Origin of the sequence: Streptomyces sp. NPDC002088 (assembly GCF_040296605.1) — a bacterium.
Lineage (GTDB): Bacteria > Actinomycetota > Actinomycetes > Streptomycetales > Streptomycetaceae > Streptomyces.
The window spans coordinates 179,780-196,049 of sequence record NZ_JBEOXO010000010.1 but is presented as its reverse complement, the minus strand read 5'-3'; the positions used below and the strand labels follow the sequence as shown (position 1 = coordinate 196,049).

Here is a 16,270-nt window from a genome sequence, read left to right as displayed (position 1 = left end):
GAGGAAAGAAGGGTGGCCATGAGGGAGATCGAGGAGATCGGCGATGTGGAGAAGCGCTACGAAGTGCTGGACATGGTCGGTGACGGCGGTCAGGGCGACCTCTTCCTCGGCCGCGACCGCAGGAGCGGGCAGAGGGTGGCGCTGAAGCTCCAGAAGGCCCGGGATCTCGGCCCCGAGAGTTACTTCCGCTCGGCCGGCAGAAACCTTCTCGAAGAGGGCTCCCGCATGATGATGCTGACGGAAATTCAGGAGATTCCCGAAGTTTTCGCCACCGGGACGCACCGAGGACGCCGGTGCCTGGTCATGGAATTCATCGAGGGACACCAACTGCAGAACGTCCTGTTGGCGGCCCGGCCCGTCAGACATCCCGCGACCGTCGCGTCCGTCATCGGCCAGCTGTGCGAAATTCTGTGGGAAGTGCACAAACGGAATCTTGTGCACTGCGATCTCAAACCCGAGAACGTCATCGTGCAACCGAACGGCCGTCTCCGTCTCATCGACATGGGCCACGCGATCACGGCGGGCGTGCCGACCTTCGAGCGCGGCACGCGTGGCTGGGCCTCCCCCGAGCAGTCCGACGAGTGCCCCTCGGGTCTGACACGGCGGGCGGACATCTTCGGGCTCGGCTGCATCCTGCTGGAGATGACCGTCATGCGGCTGCCCTACGGCGGACTGGAGGAGCGGGCAGAGCCGGGCGGCCCGGTGCTGCCGGCCGACCGGCTCGCCGACCTCCCCCCGGAGTTCGCCTCCCTCGCACTGTGGATGGTCCGGTGGGAGGCGGAGGAGCGCCCGGCGGATGTCCGTGAGGTGTTCGACCGACTCCGCCCGCACCTGCCCCGGCTGGGCTCGCGGCGTCCGTCGAGGCGGCTGCGCCCCGACCCAACCGAGTACTACCGCACGCATCCGCCTCGGCTGTGACGGCGATCCGGAGGTCACCGACCGGGCGGGTCACCTCAACCCTTCCAGCAACTCCCGGACCTCACGTACGCCTTCGCCGCCCATCAGCTCACGCAGCACGATGACTCTCTCCAACTCCCGTACCGCTACGTCGGTTTCACCGGCGGACACCAGGACGTCCGCGAAGAGCATCCGCGTCTTGTCCTCGTTGGGCCAGTTCTCCTGTTCCCGGTAGATGTCGCACGCCTGCCGGTACAGGGAGATGGCCTCGTCCCGTTCGGCGCGGGCCAGGTGCACCTTGGCCAGGGTGAACAACACGTCGGCCAGGCCGCTGCGCTCCACCGTGCGCTCCACCACGCCCAGGGCGTCGGCGCACCGACGAAGCGCCTGCACGTGTTCACCCCGGTCGTGGTGAAGCGCGCCGAGGGCGTTCAGGGCGGCGGCCTCCCCGACCGGGTCGGACACGTCCCGGCACAACTCCAGTGCCTGGCACAGCGCTTCCTCCGCCCCCGTCCGGTCGCCCTGCTTGCGCAGGGTGATCCCGAGCCGGTGCAGCGAACGGGCAAGACTCAGCCGGCCTGCCTCGCTGTCGTCCTCCTTGCTGAGCAGGACGGCACGGCGTAGGCGGCCCACAGCCGCGTCGTACTCGCCGAACCGCCACTGTGTCCCCGCCAGCATCCGGTGGACCATGGCGCAATCGACCGGGGCAGCGGCGGATTCGGCGGCCTCGACGGCGTGCAGGAGGTTCCTCCGCGCGTCCCCGAGGAGGTGCCGGCGCCACTGATAGGTGACCAGGGCCATCGAAAGCAGCCATGTGTACCGTTCGATGCCCTCGCCGATGGCTAATCGGATGCCTCGCTGGACGGCGGCGTACTCCTCGTCCAGGTACGCCATCGCCTGCCCCGGTTCCGCGGGGTCGGTGACCGTGACCCCGTCGGGCTCGCCGATGGGCAGGGTGCGCTCGCGGTCGAGCACCCGGTCGCAGGCGCGGACGTTGTGCAGCTGGTGTTCCAGCACCTGCCGTACGGTCGCCTGCTCGATGTCCGCCGACTCTCCGTCCGTCCCTGGGTGCACATGCCGACGGGCGAAGGCCCGCACAAGGTCGTGCAGCCCGTACCGGTCGCCCTGGCGCTCCACCAGGTTCGCCGCCACGAGCTCCGTCAAGGCCCGGTCGGTGCGCGCCCCTTCGCCCGCCGCCCTTCCCAGGTCCATCACCGCCTCCCAGGAGGCGGTGGGCCCGGGGTGCACGGCGAGCTGCCACAGCAGCAGCCGGGCCTCCGCGCCGAGCACGCGTACGGAGCAGTTCAGCGCTGCGCGGACCGACAGTTCATGCTCCGGCAGGTGCAGGGTGTCCAGCCTCGCCCGCTCCCGCTCCTCCTTCATGTCCCGCACCAGGGCGGGGAGGGTACGCAACGGACGCGCACCGCCTTCCAGGAGTCGAGCCACCACGGTGAGCGCCAACGGCAGCCGTCCGCAGAGGCTGACCAGCTCACTGAAAGCCTGGGCGTGCTTCGCCCGGTCCTCGACCGACACCTTCTCCTGGAGCACCTCCAGGGCGTCCGCCTCTTGCAGCGGCTCCATCTTGCGAAACAGCACCTTTCTCTCGGACTGCAGGCGCAACAGGTCGTTGCGGCTGGTGATGATCACGGCGCAGGTGCCGTCTCCGGGGAGCAGCGGCAGCACCTGCTGGGCGTTGAGCACGTCGTCGAGGACGATGAGTACCGAGCGGTGAGCCAGTGCCGACCGCAGCGCGTTGCTCTTGCTCTCCGGTCCGGTCACCGTGGTGTACGGCGGCAGCGCGGCCAGGAACCCGTCCAGGACCTCGTCCGGTTCGGCGGGCCGCGCGTCTATGTCGGCGAACCCATTCAGTCCGGCGTGGAGCGCCCCGTCAGGGAACCGCTCCCGAAGCCGACGGGCGAGGTGGTTGGCCACCGTGCTCTTCCCGACACCCGCCATGCCGCTGATGAGGACCAAGGCCAGGTTGCCGGCGTCCTGTTCGTCGCACACGGCCGCCACGAGGCCGCGGATAAGTTCGTCCTGACCGACCGGCCTGCGACTGCTGCCGGGCAACTGGTCGGGGACGGGCGGCAGAAGCGTCCCGCCGGGCCGGTGGGCAACTCCCCGGACCTGGTCGATGGCGCTCCGCAACTCGGCGTCCGGCTTTGCGTTGCGCTTCGTCCACTCATTGATGAGCCGTTCGCGTCGGCGCTCCGGCAGGTCGTCGTGGGCGAGCAGGTAGAACCGGAAGACCTGGGGCAGTTCCGGTGCGCGCTCGAACCACTTCTCCGTCTCCTCACGGAGCCACTTCTCCTCCCTGGATCTGTAGGCGGCGTCCATCCGAGCGTGTACGGCGGCCATCAACTCGGCCCGCAGCGCCTCCCGGCGCAGTTGAAAGCCGCTCTCGGTCAGCCCGCGCAGCGGTTCGTCGCCGTCCCACTCCTCCAGGGCCGCGCCAAGTAACTCGAACCGCTCCGGATGGTTCAGCCCTGCGGCCCTCGCCACACGGTCGCGGAAGCGGAGCAGGTCGACGCCGCCCTCCGGCGCGCGGAGCGTGCAGTAACCCGACTTGCCACCATGGGGCACGGCCTCCGGGCCGAGTCGCTTCCGCAGGTCGGAGACAGCACGGTCCACCAGGCTGCGGGTGTTCTCCTCGCCCTCCCAGAGGACTTCGGCGATCTCCTTCCGGGTGCATCGGCAGCCCGCTGATGTCACCAAAAGCGCGAACAGCCCGGCTGCCTTCGAACCTGCGCAGACCCTTCCGCCGCCGTCCCGTTCGACTCTTACTGGGCCCAGCACGTACCCCTCCATCGCCCTTCCCCTCTCCGCACCGGAAGCAGTGGTCCGGGCCCCTCGACGGCGCCCCCTTCATCTGTACGTTGCGATGTGCCGCTTCACACGCACTTGCTCCTTCACGCCCCCAGGCCTCAGTTTTCCCTCAGTTTCCGCTCCGCGGCCTCCTCCCGTCCCCGGGCACGATGGCACCAGCCGCTCGCAGAAACGCGAGACGGCAGCGTAGTCATCCATCGACCCATCAGGAAGGAACCGCAGGCCCTATGAACAACCGTCAGCGAAACCGCCGGGCGAGCCGTCTGCGCCAGTCCCCCGACTGGCCGCCGACCCGGCGCCGGCGGGCGGCCGACCGGACCGAGGGCACCACACCGGCGACCCCGCACGCCGAAGCGCCGGACGCCTCTCCCTCCGAGACCGCCTGAGCTCCACAGCTCATGGGTGGGTGCCCGTCCCGGGCGGGCACCCACCCACTGCGGCCCCACCCCTCTGAACTACTCCGACCCGCGAGCTCGCGGCCTTTCCGCACTGTCACACGCTCGTGGTCGAAGGCGGCGAATCCCGGTCGACAAGACCGACACCGGCGGCTCTCAGCCCGTCCAGTACATCGACATCTCCAGCGCCTTCAGTATCTTCGGCACCTTCAGCTTAGAGAAAGGACATTTACTGATGTATCCACTATCCAGTAGTATGTTCGCCTCGGTGGGGCGGCACTTCGACGACCCCCGGGTCGGCGACTCGATCCTCGTGACCGTTCCCTCAGACATCGAGGGGGCGGAGCCGGTCCGGCTGACCGCTGTCGAGACGTACGAAGCCTTGTACGGGCCGGGCTCCGACCCCCAGTTCGCCGCCGCGGTCTGGAAGGAGGTACTCAGCACCGCGCTGAGTGACCTCGCTCCACACGGCACCGGGAAGCTCCTAGCGATCTGGCTGGCCCTGCCCCAGTTGACCGGGACTGTCCACCGCGTCTGCACGCGCCTGCACGCCGATCGGTCGGACGTGGAGGCCGAGATGATCCTGGCCCTCTTGGAGGAACTAGCGGCTCCGGACGCCTCGAGCCGCCTCTCCGACTCGTCCCTGATCCACGCCGCGCGCACCAGGGCGTGGTGCTTCGCCCGCGACGGCCTGCGGGAGCTCCCCTCCACCCATGTCGAGCGCATCGCCCAGGATCGCGCGCTCAGCGCGTCCGACGGGGAGGCGGACGCTCCGGCCGAGGAATGCCTGGACGTGCGGGTCGACCGTCCGGACGGCCCGGACGGGCTGCGCGCCCCGCTGCGCTTCCGGGTGCGCCCGGAGCATCTGCGCAAGGCTGCCCTCGCCGACACCGACGACTGGACGAGGGACCGTTCGACGCACCACGCCCCCCGGAAGAACCGACGATCCGAGCGCCGCGCGGACACCCGGCCGGTCCGCCCTGCGGGGAGGCGAGCATGAAGGACCCGGCAGAGGGCCGACTCAGCTTCTCCGAGATGTTCGACCTGCCCGTGACAGTGGACCTGCGGACGGCGTGCCGAGCGTTCGGGATCGGTTCGACAACCGCGTACCGGCTGATCCGCGAGGGCGAGTTCCCCTGCTCCATCCGCCGTGTCGGACGCAGGTACAGGATTCCGACCAACGAGCTGATGCGTGCCCTGGGGATCGAGGACCGTCCGCTGTACAGCGTGGACCTGAAACTGGACACGAACGGCCCGAGCACCGACTTCTGACAAGGAGTTGGGCCTCGCGTCCCCACCACCGTGCGGCCCTGTGGCTGATGCCAAGGGGCTGCACGGCCTTGTCTCTCCACACACCGCCCGGTCCGTCACTTGATGGCGCCTGCCGAGTCGCCCCGCCCGGGTGATCGTGCGCCATGGCAAAGTCGCATGGTTGACCTGAGGTGAGACCTCAGCGCCAGCTGTGACACAGGGTTCGGGTCCCCTACGCGGAGGAAGACGTCCGTTTATTCACCGAAGATCGAAGGCAAGGCGGTCGTATCCTCAGTCCCGGGGACGCGCAATGAGTCGAGAACGAGGACTCCACAGAGCATGAGCAGCAGGCCGATAGGCACGACGCATCGTCAGAAGCGGCGTCGAAATGACTCCTCGCCGCCCCGGCGATGATCGCGCCAGCGAACCCTCCATCCAGCATGCTCGCCACAGAAACGCAGGGCAGAGACGCGTGTCCGTCCCGTGACAGGCTCCACGTCATGCACTCCGGGAAACAGGTCGATACCCCCGTGCCACACTTGGACAGCCGAGGAAAACTGCAGCTCAGACGCCCTTTTCGGTAGGTTCCAGCGCCGCCACGCACTCCACGTGGTGCGTCATCGGGAAGGCATCGACCGACCCGCACCACACACCCGTTCAGTTCTTCGACACCAGATTCCGACGGACGAGTCGGGGGTGCATGCCCGGACGCGTATGCGTCGTGTGCACCGTCAACCGCCTCGCCGGAATCAGGTGCCTGCGAGCGCTACTCGTATTCGCGCAGGAGTTTGTCGATGCGCTGGTTGGCGATCTCCTGCCGCCCATACAGACACTTGGCGTAGGTGGTCATGAGCACCTCGACGCTGTTACCGGCGCGCTCGGCCACCGTCGGGTCGACGCCGGCGTTGAGCCAGGTGGACAGTGCCGAGTGGCGCAGATCGTAAGGGCGGGCCGCGAGCAGAGAACACACCAGATCCGGAGGAAGGCCGAGTTCACGGGCCTCGTGCCAGGCACGGTCGTAGGTACTGGATCCAACGATGCCGCCACGCTCGTTGAAGAACAGCCGCCCGTCGTCCGCGGTGCCAAAGGCATCGATGCTCGCCCGCCAGAGCGCTACCAGTTCGGGCGGCAGGGGTACGGACCGGGCGTCGTCGGCTGGACGGCCCTTGAGACCGCGTTCATCGTGGGCTCTTCCGGTGTCGGTCCATCGCTTGCCCGCCTGCGGCAGTGTGCGGTGCACGGTCACCTGACCCCAGCCCTCAGCGGGGAGCACGCAGTTAGGCAAAGACACCCCGGCCGCTTCGGCGGGGCGCAGCCCGGCGTAGTACATCCCGGCGAACAGCCCGACCAACCGCCGCACGTGCCCGCCGGTAACCGCCGACGTAGGAGACCGCGCACACAGGGAACGCGCCTGGCTAGGGTTGGCGACCACTCGCGGGTCGACCTGGTCGACGGTCTCAGCCACGCTCCACTTGATGGGAGCGAGCGGATCGGCGGGCAACTTGCGCTGCTCGAGGGCGTACCGCACGGCGTTGATCAGAACCTTGTGCTTGTGCCGCTGCGTCTCGGCCGCAGCCACCGCGCCATCCCGATTGAGCCGCAGTGCGGTCAGCAGAGACCGCATCACGACCGGATCCATCAGATCGGCCAGCGGACATGAGGCTCCCGCCACCCAGCGCAGAGCCAGCCGGACATCAGCTGGCATCTGACGCGGCTCCGGGCGCGGGACAACGAACGCCCAACCCCGCATCGCCCGCCGCAGCAGTTCATCGCTCGGACGGCCCCGCACATCCCGGAGCATCGCCCGGGTGATCGCGCACAGCGCGTCGTTGGTCTCGTCCCGGGTCTTCGCCGCAATCAGCGGCCACCTCATCTCCATGTACTCCAGAGCAAAGGCGTACCAGCTGATCCCGGCCGCGCGGCCCTGCGGCAAGCCACGACTGATCCCCGCAGGGGACTCATCCGCAACGCCTTGTCGAGCGGCACGGAGAAGCACAGCGCCCAAGTCATCGGCCAGCGCCCTGACATCCGTCGCACCCATCGTGCGCCGGCCATCCACGGCCCTTCCTTCACGTCTACGGCCGGGGACGCCGCGCGCCTGAGATTTCGAGTTCCACATGACGTCCACCACCTCCCTGACACGTGAACGTCTTGGATGCCCATATCAAGCCCGGCAGCAACAACGCCTCCTGGAGTCCCGTCGTACGCCCAAACCCAGCTTCGAGCCCGCGTCGGACTGAACCCACGGCGACTGTCTCTACCAGCCCCATCCGACAAGGGAGGATGCACAGTAGGATAGGTAGCATGAGTGAGCCTACCGGCAAGTACTCGATCACCATGCCGCGCGATATCGCCGAAGCCGCCAAGGCCCGCAGTGGCCCCTCCGGACTGTCCGCCTACGTCGCCGCAGCCGTCGCCCGCCAGATCGAGCGGGACAACCTCAACGAACTCATCACGGTCGCGGAAGCCGAACACGGCCCAATCACCGACGCAGAGGTTCAGGCCCTGCGCGACCAACTCCACCAAGCCCGGGAGCAACAGATCCAAGGTGGGGCGAACGCCGCGTGACCCCCTCCTCCGCCGCCCCCGGCGGCACCCTGATCCTCGACAGCGAAGGGCTGGCCAAAGCCGTCCTGCGCGACCGCACGGTCACCGGCTGGCTCGCCCTCGCCCGCGCCGACGACCTGCGGGTGATTACTTCCGCAGCCACCCTCGTGGAAGTGATTCATCCACGGATCAATCGCCCAGCCCTGGAATGGACCCTGTCCCGCCTCGTCATCGAACCGGTCACCGAGCCCATCGCCCGTCACGCCGCCGCCCTCCTCGCCGACGCCGGCCTGCACGGCCACAAGTACGCCATCGACGCCATGCTCAGCGCCACCGCCCTCGCCGCACCCCGCCCCGTCACAATCCTCACCTCCGACCCGGAGGACCTCACTGCGCTGTGCGGCGGAGGCGCCACCGTCATCAAGATCTGATACGTCCACGGGCTGTCTGTCGCTGCTGACGCTTCCGCTCGCACCCGCAGTTGCTCGTCGGTGCCTGCACGTGTAGTAGGCGTAGCGGGTGGCCACACTCTGGGCGGACAGGCAGTAGCGCGGGACGGTTGTGACGCGGTAGGCGGTGCGCCAGCCCGCACCCGCATGGCCCACGGCCGTCGTCGGTATTGCGCTCAGGCGTTCGGACGCTGGACTCGCCCTACGGCGCAGGCGTCGCCTGACGGCGCTTGGCCCGCTCGACCTGGCGCAGCAGCAGGTCGGCAAACTGGATGATCTCTGCCGCCTCAAGTGGGTCGTCGAAGTCGACGGCTGCCTCACCGGAACCGGACTCATCCCCGCCCCACCACGACGACATCACGTTTTCAAAGTCAGTAGGTACGGCTGCTTGTCGACGACCGCCCCGGACTGCGGGCACCGCGTTCCGGCCAGGTTGCAGGGGAAGACAGTGAGGCCTGCTGGGGTGCGTTGATCGCGTAGACCATGAGGTTCAACCGAATCCTCCAACCACCTGATCTTCGAAGGTGAATGCGGTATTGGTAGATGCATGAGCGATTCGTTGCCGACTATGCCTTTCCCTCGCCTGGCCAGCTGCAACTACGGAACTGACTCCGGGCGCACTTTTCCTGACTGTCACGGCGCAAAGCTGCCAGGTCAAAGATTTTGCCTTGAGCACGCAAGTGATAGCGAATTGCATTCATTCCTATCATCCATCGGGCCGGGTGCAAGGATCGATTTTCGCCACACCAATATTCCCAGTCCAAGACTACAAGAGGTGCTATCCCGACTGAAACAATCCGAGGGAGAAGCACCCCTGATAGGGCGTTGCTCTTTCAATGACGCCCACTTCACCGACGAAGCCGACTTCTCTAGAGTTGCATTCTCCGACCACACTTCATTCGATCGCGCCAAATTCACTGAAGCAGCCCACTTCGATAACGCCACATTCGCCAACCAGTCATCATTCAAGGATGTCGTGGCATTAAGTACAATTTCCTTTTTTGAGGTCACTTTCACCGAGACACCTTGGTTCAGTAGAGCAACATTTTATGACGACGTTTACTTCACCTGGACTACTTTCCAGGAAGACGTCATCCTCGACAGGACGACTTTCAAAGAGAAGGTCGACTTCCATAAGGCACGGTTCCAAGATAATGTCCAACTCGGACCGTTCATTGCCGAAAAGTCGCTAGAGATGGAGGAGGTAATCTTCAACTCACCTATGTCCCTGCTAACGACAGCACGAGAAGTAAGCCTCCGCGGAAGCCGCTGGTCGTCATGTGGGCAAATTGAACTACGTCACGCCGCTGTCGGCCTCGCAGACTGCGCTCTCGAAGCGCCAGTATCTGTCAGATCCGCCCTCACTCAATTCGAGTGGGATGGAACCATCCTTGAAGAAGAAGGGTTCTCGAATCTCTTCGGAACATGCATCATAACCGATTTATCCGGCACCGATTGCAGTATGCTCACTCTAGCCGACGTCGAACTGGCACGGTGCCATTTCTCTGGCGCTATTCACCTGGACCAAATTCGCCTCGAAGCTCACTACGGCTTCAACTTCCCACCCCAAGTCCGTATGGAATTCTGGCGACTTTCCTACAAGTGGACGCAACGCCAAGTTATCGAAGAAGAACGCCAGTGGCGCGCGCTACCCGAAAGAAGTCCCGCTCTCCGGCGAGGGTGGGGCGCCCCACCGGAGCAATTGCACGAAGTCCCCAGCCTTGCCGCCCTTGCCATCATCTACCGGCAACTCCGCAAATCCCGCGAGGACGCAAAAGATGAGCCCGGCGCCGCCGACTTCTACTACGGCGAGATGGAAATGCGCCGCCACAGCAAGGGATGGGGCACGGCGGAACGATGGTTGCTCCAGCTCTACTGGCTGCTGTCCGGCTACGGCCTGCGTGCCTCCCGGGCACTCGGCTGGCTGGCCCTGGCAATGCTGACGACCATCCTGCTGATGATGGGCTTCGGCCTCCCGCAGGACTCACCCAGGCAGGAAGCCAGCGGTACGGTGCCGCCCGGCGGCGGGAAGGTCATCTTCGAGATCGACAAGGACGATCCGAAGAACCCGACCCACGACCGGTTCACGACCAAGCGCTTCGACAAGGCGCTCAGCGTCACGCTCAACTCCGTAGTGTTTCGCTCCAGCGGCCAGGACCTGACGACAGCCGGCGGCTACATCGAGATGGCATCCCGCTTCTCCGAGCCGGTCCTGCTCGGTCTCGCGGCGCTTGCCATCCGGGGGCGAGTGAAACGGTAAAGGAGCCATCTATCGAGGTCCAAGTCTGGTCCGGCCAGCCGTGTGCCACCGGCCTGTTGGCCAGCTCCTGCTCCAGCACGAGAAGTGGCAATGACGTCGATCCCATGGAAGCCAGGGCTCTCGGCCCGTCCTGCAACCAAGCCCAAGCCGGCCGCTGCCATCGCCTGACAGACCGCGCACTACGAAGATCGCGTTCTACAGCTGGAGCATCAGCCCGAGCCATCGCGTCGGATGCGCCGCCGCGGGAGCCAGAGGCAACCCGGCGCATTTCACTTACCCACGCACTCCGGAACATCTCCCTGTTCGAGTGAAGGCGGCACGTTTTACTCCCTACGCTTGCCCGAGGGAATCGTGACCTCCGCCACAGAGGGCGACCGACGAGCAGTCACCGACAAGGAGGCCAGAGGCGCCAAACAGGGCATTTCAATCTCGCGGGACATGCGCGGGACGACAGACCTGACATCCCGTCAGGTAAGCCCGTGACCTGCGGAGACAACCGGGAATTATCCGGCCTCCGGAGCCGTGTGCGCAGGTTCGAATCCTGCCGGGGGCACCTCTTATGGGGTGCCTAAAGACCCCGTCACCAGCGGAAACGCTGAGGCCGGGGTCTTCGTGTTTGTGCAGGCGGATGCCGTCCGAAGCAGCTCTGTGTCGGAGGTGACCCCCCAGTAGCCGATCTGCGCGGGCCTACCGTCACGGTAGAGCACAACGCAGTTCCCCTGGCCGCGGTCTGGGAAGTCCAACCGCTCGGAATCAAGAGCGGGCAGCTCTCCCCGGACGCCGCCGAGCAGGTGGCCCAGGCCCTCCAGCGAGCAGCCGCAGAATCCCGAAGCATGACAGCAGCCTCAAAAGCCTGATGGCGCATCGGCAACACAGCACACGTCAGACGCCTGAGTTACAACCTTCTCTACTGGTTCAAGCCCCGGCTCCGCTCCGGGCGCCGCTCCTGCCGCCGGCCCGCTCCGCCCGCGCTGCGCCGACACGCGCCCACATGTGGATAGGGCCGGTGGCCGTGAGTCGATCACCGCATAGCGCGGGCCACGGTCAAGGCGATGCCTCCGGCGGGGGATCGGTCGGCACCGGGGTGGAGGGGACGCCGTTCCCGGCTGCGGGTCCGTAGTGGCGTGCGCGGGGTGCTCCCATCCCGTACGCCATCGACCCAGGCAGAGCCGCGCGGGCGTGGTCCATGGCGTACGGGATGGAAGCTGGGGAGGGTGGTGGCGGAGGAGGAGGAGGAGGAGGGCTGGTCATCAGACCTGTCATTGAATCGCTTGATGGCGTGAGTTACCCGGCCGTCCAGGACGTCAGGCCATGGCGCGGCCGGCAGCGGCGACCAGTTCGTCAGTCGCTGCGATGGCGGCCTCGCGGCGGGAGGTCAGGGCGGTGTGGTCGGTGGCGTCGCGCAGGTTGAACGCGGCCAGGGCAGCCTGACGAGCTGGCTCAGCAAGGGATCGTTCAAGGACAGATACCGCGACCAGTGGGCCGGTTACGGCCGAGCGCGTGGCATGGGAGGCCGTGCGGGCTGCCTCGACGGCTTCCTCGCTCGCGCCGTCCAGGCGCAGGACTTCGCCATGCCACATGGCCCGCCGATGGTCGCCCAGGGCGGCCACCAATTCGCCCAGCGCCCTGCGCAGCGCCTCTGCCCTCTGGTCAGCGCGGGCAGCGTTCTGAGCGATCCGCGCACTCTTGATCTGAAGCAGCCCGGTCAGAGCCCCCCAAGCAATGTGCCGACCACGGCAATAATGCTGGCCCACATCGAGAAGTCCTCCTTGGACAGCAGTAATTGAGGCGGGTTGGAGTCAACCGCTCCCGTTCAACGCCGTGTTCCGTGACTGGGTCATTGAGACTCCGCCGACCTCACGCCGTCGTCAGTGCTCAGGCCGACATTGCGATCGGTCAATTCACCAGGGGCCGGATGTCTCCCGCAGGAGCGCGGTAGAGGGGCGGAAGTCGCCGAGACGCGCCCACAAGATTCTGACCCGGACGACGACGATCGCGGGGTCCTGAAGGGACGATGCGAACTGGGGGAAGGCATCCCGGTATGCGTCGGCGCAGCGTTGCCGCTCGTCCCCGGCAGGGATGTCTGCCAGACCTTCGGCCTGCAGCGTCACGCCGTCGCGGCCGCCGACAACCACTGCCACACGGCCGTCCCGGCGCAGGTTGGCCACCTTGCGTGACGCCTCTCGAGCGTCGAGCACGATCTCCCCGCGGTCAGTGACCGCCAGCGTGAGATACGCCGACTGAGGGGAGTCGTCGGGGCCGAGCGTCGAGAGCACTCCGTCCCCGTGCTTACGGATGAACGCCATCACCGAGTCGCGGTCGAGTGGTGCCTCAAGATGCCCCGTCACGACGGTCACTCTAGACGGGCCAGACCACATGCGGCCGTGCCACTCTCGTGCCAGAACGGGCGGGGACTCACGGGGAGTCGGGGCGTGCCAGAGGAAAGGCAGCCTGCTCACGTCAAGAGTCGATAGACGCAGGTCAGGCATGGGATCATCCGACCTCGCTCCTAAAGCGGTGATCGCTCGACGCACCGCTGCAAGCGGGCGCAGGCCACCAGTGCGCTGCCGTCTTCGGTGAAGTAGATCAGGAAGGTCCATTTCTGATCGACAGAATCGATCAGCCCTCCGCGCACCGGCCGGCCATGCTCGCCGAGGAGCCGCACCATTCGTTCCAGTCCGAGCGGTTCTACTCCGTGCAGCCACATGCGCTGAAGTCGGCGTGCAATGACCCCGGCATGCTGCTCTGCAGGATGCGTCGTATCCCACACGTGGTAGGTGGCGCCGCTGCGGAGGGCGACCAGAGCAGCCGCAGACGCCTCGTCGTCACCGGCCAACAGCTTCTCCAGCAAATGCCGTTCCATGGTCACCCCCGCCGGGGATCCTGCGGTACGGCAGCCAGGTACCGCAACCCCGGCAATCGCCCGCGTCCGGTAGCGTCCCTCCGGGGCCTGATAGCGGCCGGAATGCGCCGGATGGGGCGTACACGTGCGCATCAAATCATGGGCGTTCGTAGAGCTGAAGGAGGCCGCCGAGGGAGAAGCACGAGGCGCCGAGGACGGTGGCCCAGTTGGCGATGTCGGCGTTGATCAGGCTGCCGGTGGCGGGACGGGTGAAGGCGGCGAGCGCCGAGACCATGAAGAGGACGGAGCCGAGCTGGTTCACGGCGACGATCCACCAGCCGAGACTGCGGCGGCGGATGCACGGCCGGCCGTGGCAGACCTCGACGAATGCGAGGTGTCCGGAGATCAAAAAGAGCACGCAGCCGATCACGTCCGGGGTCCAGATCAGCCGGTTGATCTGCTGAACACTCAGCCCCCGGAGGAAGGAGTCCAGCAGATCGACGGCGAACACCAGGGTGCCGACGAACAGGACGAACGTGCTCAGCCAGTCCACCCGCGTCGGTTCGTAACTCCACCAGCGCCAGCCGTAGGTGACCAGTCTGCCTTGGCCACCGGGCACGTGGCGGGGAGCGTTGATGACCTGGAGCAGTGAGACGTAGCCGCCGGTGTTGAAGAAGAGGCCGCCGGCGAAGTAGATCGAGGCGCAGGTGGTGGCGTCTCCGGAGCCGAACTGGGCGACGCCGGCGCCGGTAGCGAAGAGGGCTCCGCCGATGATGAAGGCGGTCGCGGCGGTGGCATTGAGCCTGCGCAGGCGGCGGAGCGCATCCTCATCGGCGCTGGTGTGCCGACTGGTGGGTGCGCCTGGCGAGCGGACGGCGATGATTCCGCGACGACGGGCGAGGCGTGACTCCCACACGGCTGTGTCGCCGCCAGGGAGGTGCCAGGTGAGCCGGGTGGTGAATGGTCCCGCGCCCTCGGCGCATTGCTCGGGTTGTCTCACGGGCCGACAGTAGATCGGCTGCCTCGGCCGCCTCGCGAGCGAAACGCCACCAGTGGGCGGCGGGGATGGCAGTACGGGAATTGGCCTCGTGCCCGAACCAGTTACTCGGGTGCGGCTGGTTGGTAGCGACCACGAGTGTCTTTCCCCGGGCGCCTGCCTGCTCGACCGCGAACGTGCACGGCGCCCAGGCCAGCGCCTGAAGGTAGGTTGGTCTACGTCGCGGCCGCCACAGGTAGGCGGTGCCGTCAACGACGATGCGCCGTGCCCTCTTGCGGCCCAGTGCCATCACTCGTCCTCAACGGCCCGGATGCTATCGAGCCCGGCTCTGTCGTCCGTCTCAATTCCCGTCTCATTCAGCACGGTTCACGGCCGTTCAGAGGAGAACGCGAGCCGATGGTGAGTGAGCGCCCAGCCGCCACCCGTCACCAGCGGAAACGCTGAGGGTGGAGTCTTCGCGTATGTGCGGGCGGATGCAGTACTGAGCGGCTCTATGACGCAGTCTGTGGACTATTCGTGGACTGGAACTTGGGGCGTTTTCCCTGCTCTGTCGACGGTCACGCAATTCCCCAGGGCGGTGTTCAAGTAATTCCCCAGGTACTGGCTGGCGGCAGAGGCATTGCATGGCGGAGATCGGTACGGTGTGCCCTTCTCGGCCGTGGCGTGACGGCAGGACCTGTTCTGACGTTGGGCTGCCCTGAGTAGCCGTGCAGGCGGTCGGGGATCATGTGGTTGCCGAAGCCTCAGCGAACTCCTGAAGAGGCGATCGCGCGCTGCGTATCATCCGCCCATGTCGAACGCGATATCCGGCGGCCCGGAGACGATGCTGGCAGCAGGCGGAACCACGGCCCGTTTCAACGGGGCACGACTGCGGATCGTCCGGGGCCGAACGATATGGAGCCTGCCTGTGCGGGCCCTTCGGTCGGCAGAGCTGACCCCGGCGGGGGCAGTGCGGATCACGATCAGCGGTGCACCGGGCCAGGCCGCCCAGCACGGCCTGGGGTTGGCCGTGGAACTGCAAGCTCCCAACGCGCGTGCCGCCGCGGCGTTCCTGGAGAAGGTGACGGCCGCTCTGGCGAGGACCGAGCCCGCGGCGGACGGACATGCGCTGGTGCGCGTGGAGACGCGGCCGCAGCGTCAGCTTCAGTTGGGTCCGCGAGCTCGAGCGGTGGTGAGGATCGCCTACGTACTGCCGCCGTACGCACTGCTGCTGTTCCTGCTGGGCCTGTTCAGCCCCCTGGACCGCGGCACAGCCTCGGGAACCCTGATCGTGGGCGGCGTCATGGGCCTGGTAGGCGGCATCCCGCTGTGGCGCATGTTTCGGCGCGTGCGTTCGCTGTGGCTGCTGCGCAAGCGCGGGATCGGCGTGGTCGGCAAGGTGACCGGCTACGTGCGTATCTGGGACAAGGGCGGACACCTCTGGGTCTTCTCCCGGATGACGTTCACCACCATCGACGGGCAGCGGATGCGGGACATCCCGTCGGTCGTCACCGTCTGGGGCCTCTCCGACCAGGCATACAGCGGGCAGGTGGAGCTCAGCTACGACCCCGAGCACCCCACCCGCGCCAGCCGCCCTCTCACCGTCGGCTTCGCCTTCCGCACGCTACTCCTCGCCTCGGCGGCCACGATTCCGGCGACGGGCTTTGTGCTCTGCGTCCTGGGAAACCTGCCGTTCTGAACGACTGGGCCGGCCAGGCCGTCAGCGGACCAACTGGCGGCCGCCGTGCGCCATGGCTTCGAGCGGGTCGGTCCGCTGGGGATCTGGATGTACGGCTGGACCGGCTCCACGGCGGCTCGAGCTGCCGT

The 16,270-nt window shown here is 66.8% G+C and carries 15 protein-coding genes and 1 tRNA gene; 9 read left to right on the top strand and 7 right to left on the bottom strand.

Features of this window, described 5'->3' with window-relative positions; translation table 11 throughout:
* The first annotated feature begins 18 nt into the window (after positions 1-18).
* Positions 19-918 (top strand): serine/threonine protein kinase, encoded by a 900-nt coding sequence (locus tag ABT114_RS23060; protein ID WP_351144709.1) that lies wholly within the window; start codon positions 19-21, stop codon positions 916-918.
* Positions 919-948: 30 nt separating this feature from the next.
* Here ABT114_RS23060 and ABT114_RS23055 read toward each other — a convergent pair whose 3' ends face one another.
* Entirely contained in the window at positions 949-3,609 is a 2,661-nt protein-coding gene (locus ABT114_RS23055; RefSeq protein ID WP_351144708.1) for an AfsR/SARP family transcriptional regulator, read from the bottom strand.
* Positions 3,610-3,950: 341 nt separating this feature from the next.
* On the opposite strand from ABT114_RS23055, the gene ABT114_RS23050 reads away from it, so the two are divergent.
* The 3 genes from ABT114_RS23050 to ABT114_RS23040 all read left to right on the top strand — a co-directional run bounded on the left by ABT114_RS23050 (position 3,951) and on the right by ABT114_RS23040 (position 5,390).
* Positions 3,951-4,109, top strand: coding sequence for a hypothetical protein (locus ABT114_RS23050; protein WP_319180141.1), 159 nt, complete (start codon positions 3,951-3,953; stop codon positions 4,107-4,109).
* 265 nt (positions 4,110-4,374) lie between these two features.
* Positions 4,375-5,118, top strand: coding sequence for a hypothetical protein (locus ABT114_RS23045; protein ID WP_351144707.1), 744 nt, complete (start codon positions 4,375-4,377; stop codon positions 5,116-5,118).
* A complete protein-coding gene (locus ABT114_RS23040) occupies positions 5,115-5,390 on the top strand; it encodes a helix-turn-helix domain-containing protein (RefSeq protein WP_351144706.1) in 276 nt (91 codons plus the stop codon). The genes ABT114_RS23045 and ABT114_RS23040 overlap by 4 nt, the downstream gene beginning before the upstream one ends.
* A 745-nt stretch (positions 5,391-6,135) precedes the next feature.
* Here ABT114_RS23040 and ABT114_RS23035 read toward each other — a convergent pair.
* On the bottom strand, positions 6,136-7,428 hold the full coding sequence (locus ABT114_RS23035) for a tyrosine-type recombinase/integrase (protein WP_351144705.1): 1,293 nt from the start codon (positions 7,426-7,428) through the stop codon (positions 6,136-6,138).
* A 245-nt stretch (positions 7,429-7,673) separates the two neighbouring features.
* Between ABT114_RS23035 and ABT114_RS23030 the strand changes: the two genes are divergently transcribed.
* Complete coding sequence (locus ABT114_RS23030; protein ID WP_351144704.1) at positions 7,674-7,937, top strand: CopG family transcriptional regulator; 264 nt, start codon at positions 7,674-7,676, stop codon at positions 7,935-7,937.
* Complete coding sequence (locus ABT114_RS23025) at positions 7,934-8,347, top strand: PIN domain-containing protein (protein WP_351144703.1); 414 nt, start codon at positions 7,934-7,936, stop codon at positions 8,345-8,347. The genes ABT114_RS23030 and ABT114_RS23025 overlap by 4 nt, the downstream gene beginning before the upstream one ends.
* 220 nt (positions 8,348-8,567) lie before the next feature.
* Here the strand turns inward: ABT114_RS23025 and ABT114_RS23020 are convergent, their stop codons facing one another.
* Positions 8,568-8,726, bottom strand: coding sequence for a hypothetical protein (locus ABT114_RS23020; protein ID WP_351144702.1), 159 nt, complete (start codon positions 8,724-8,726; stop codon positions 8,568-8,570).
* A 414-nt stretch (positions 8,727-9,140) separates the two neighbouring features.
* Between ABT114_RS23020 and ABT114_RS23015 the strand changes: the two genes are divergently transcribed.
* A complete protein-coding gene (locus tag ABT114_RS23015; protein ID WP_351144701.1) occupies positions 9,141-10,625 on the top strand; it encodes a pentapeptide repeat-containing protein in 1,485 nt (494 codons plus the stop codon).
* A gap of 475 nt (positions 10,626-11,100) precedes the next feature.
* A tRNA-Ser gene (locus ABT114_RS23010) sits at positions 11,101-11,178 on the top strand.
* A 751-nt stretch (positions 11,179-11,929) separates the two neighbouring features.
* Here ABT114_RS23010 and kilB read toward each other — a convergent pair.
* The 4 genes from kilB to ABT114_RS22990 form a co-directional block, all read right to left on the bottom strand.
* A complete protein-coding gene (gene kilB, locus ABT114_RS23005) occupies positions 11,930-12,379 on the bottom strand; it encodes a plasmid transfer protein KilB (RefSeq protein WP_351144700.1) in 450 nt (149 codons plus the stop codon).
* A gap of 147 nt (positions 12,380-12,526) precedes the next feature.
* Entirely contained in the window at positions 12,527-12,973 is a 447-nt protein-coding gene (locus ABT114_RS23000; protein WP_351144699.1) for a pyridoxamine 5'-phosphate oxidase family protein, read from the bottom strand.
* A 161-nt stretch (positions 12,974-13,134) separates the two neighbouring features.
* Positions 13,135-13,488, bottom strand: coding sequence for a hypothetical protein (locus ABT114_RS22995; protein WP_351144818.1), 354 nt, complete (start codon positions 13,486-13,488; stop codon positions 13,135-13,137).
* A gap of 136 nt (positions 13,489-13,624) precedes the next feature.
* Positions 13,625-14,467, bottom strand: coding sequence for a hypothetical protein (locus ABT114_RS22990; protein WP_351144698.1), 843 nt, complete (start codon positions 14,465-14,467; stop codon positions 13,625-13,627).
* A 787-nt stretch (positions 14,468-15,254) separates the two neighbouring features.
* Between ABT114_RS22990 and ABT114_RS22985 the strand changes: the two genes are divergently transcribed.
* On the top strand, positions 15,255-16,142 hold the full coding sequence (locus ABT114_RS22985; RefSeq protein ID WP_351144697.1) for a hypothetical protein: 888 nt from the start codon (positions 15,255-15,257) through the stop codon (positions 16,140-16,142).
* Positions 16,143-16,270 lie beyond the last annotated feature (128 nt).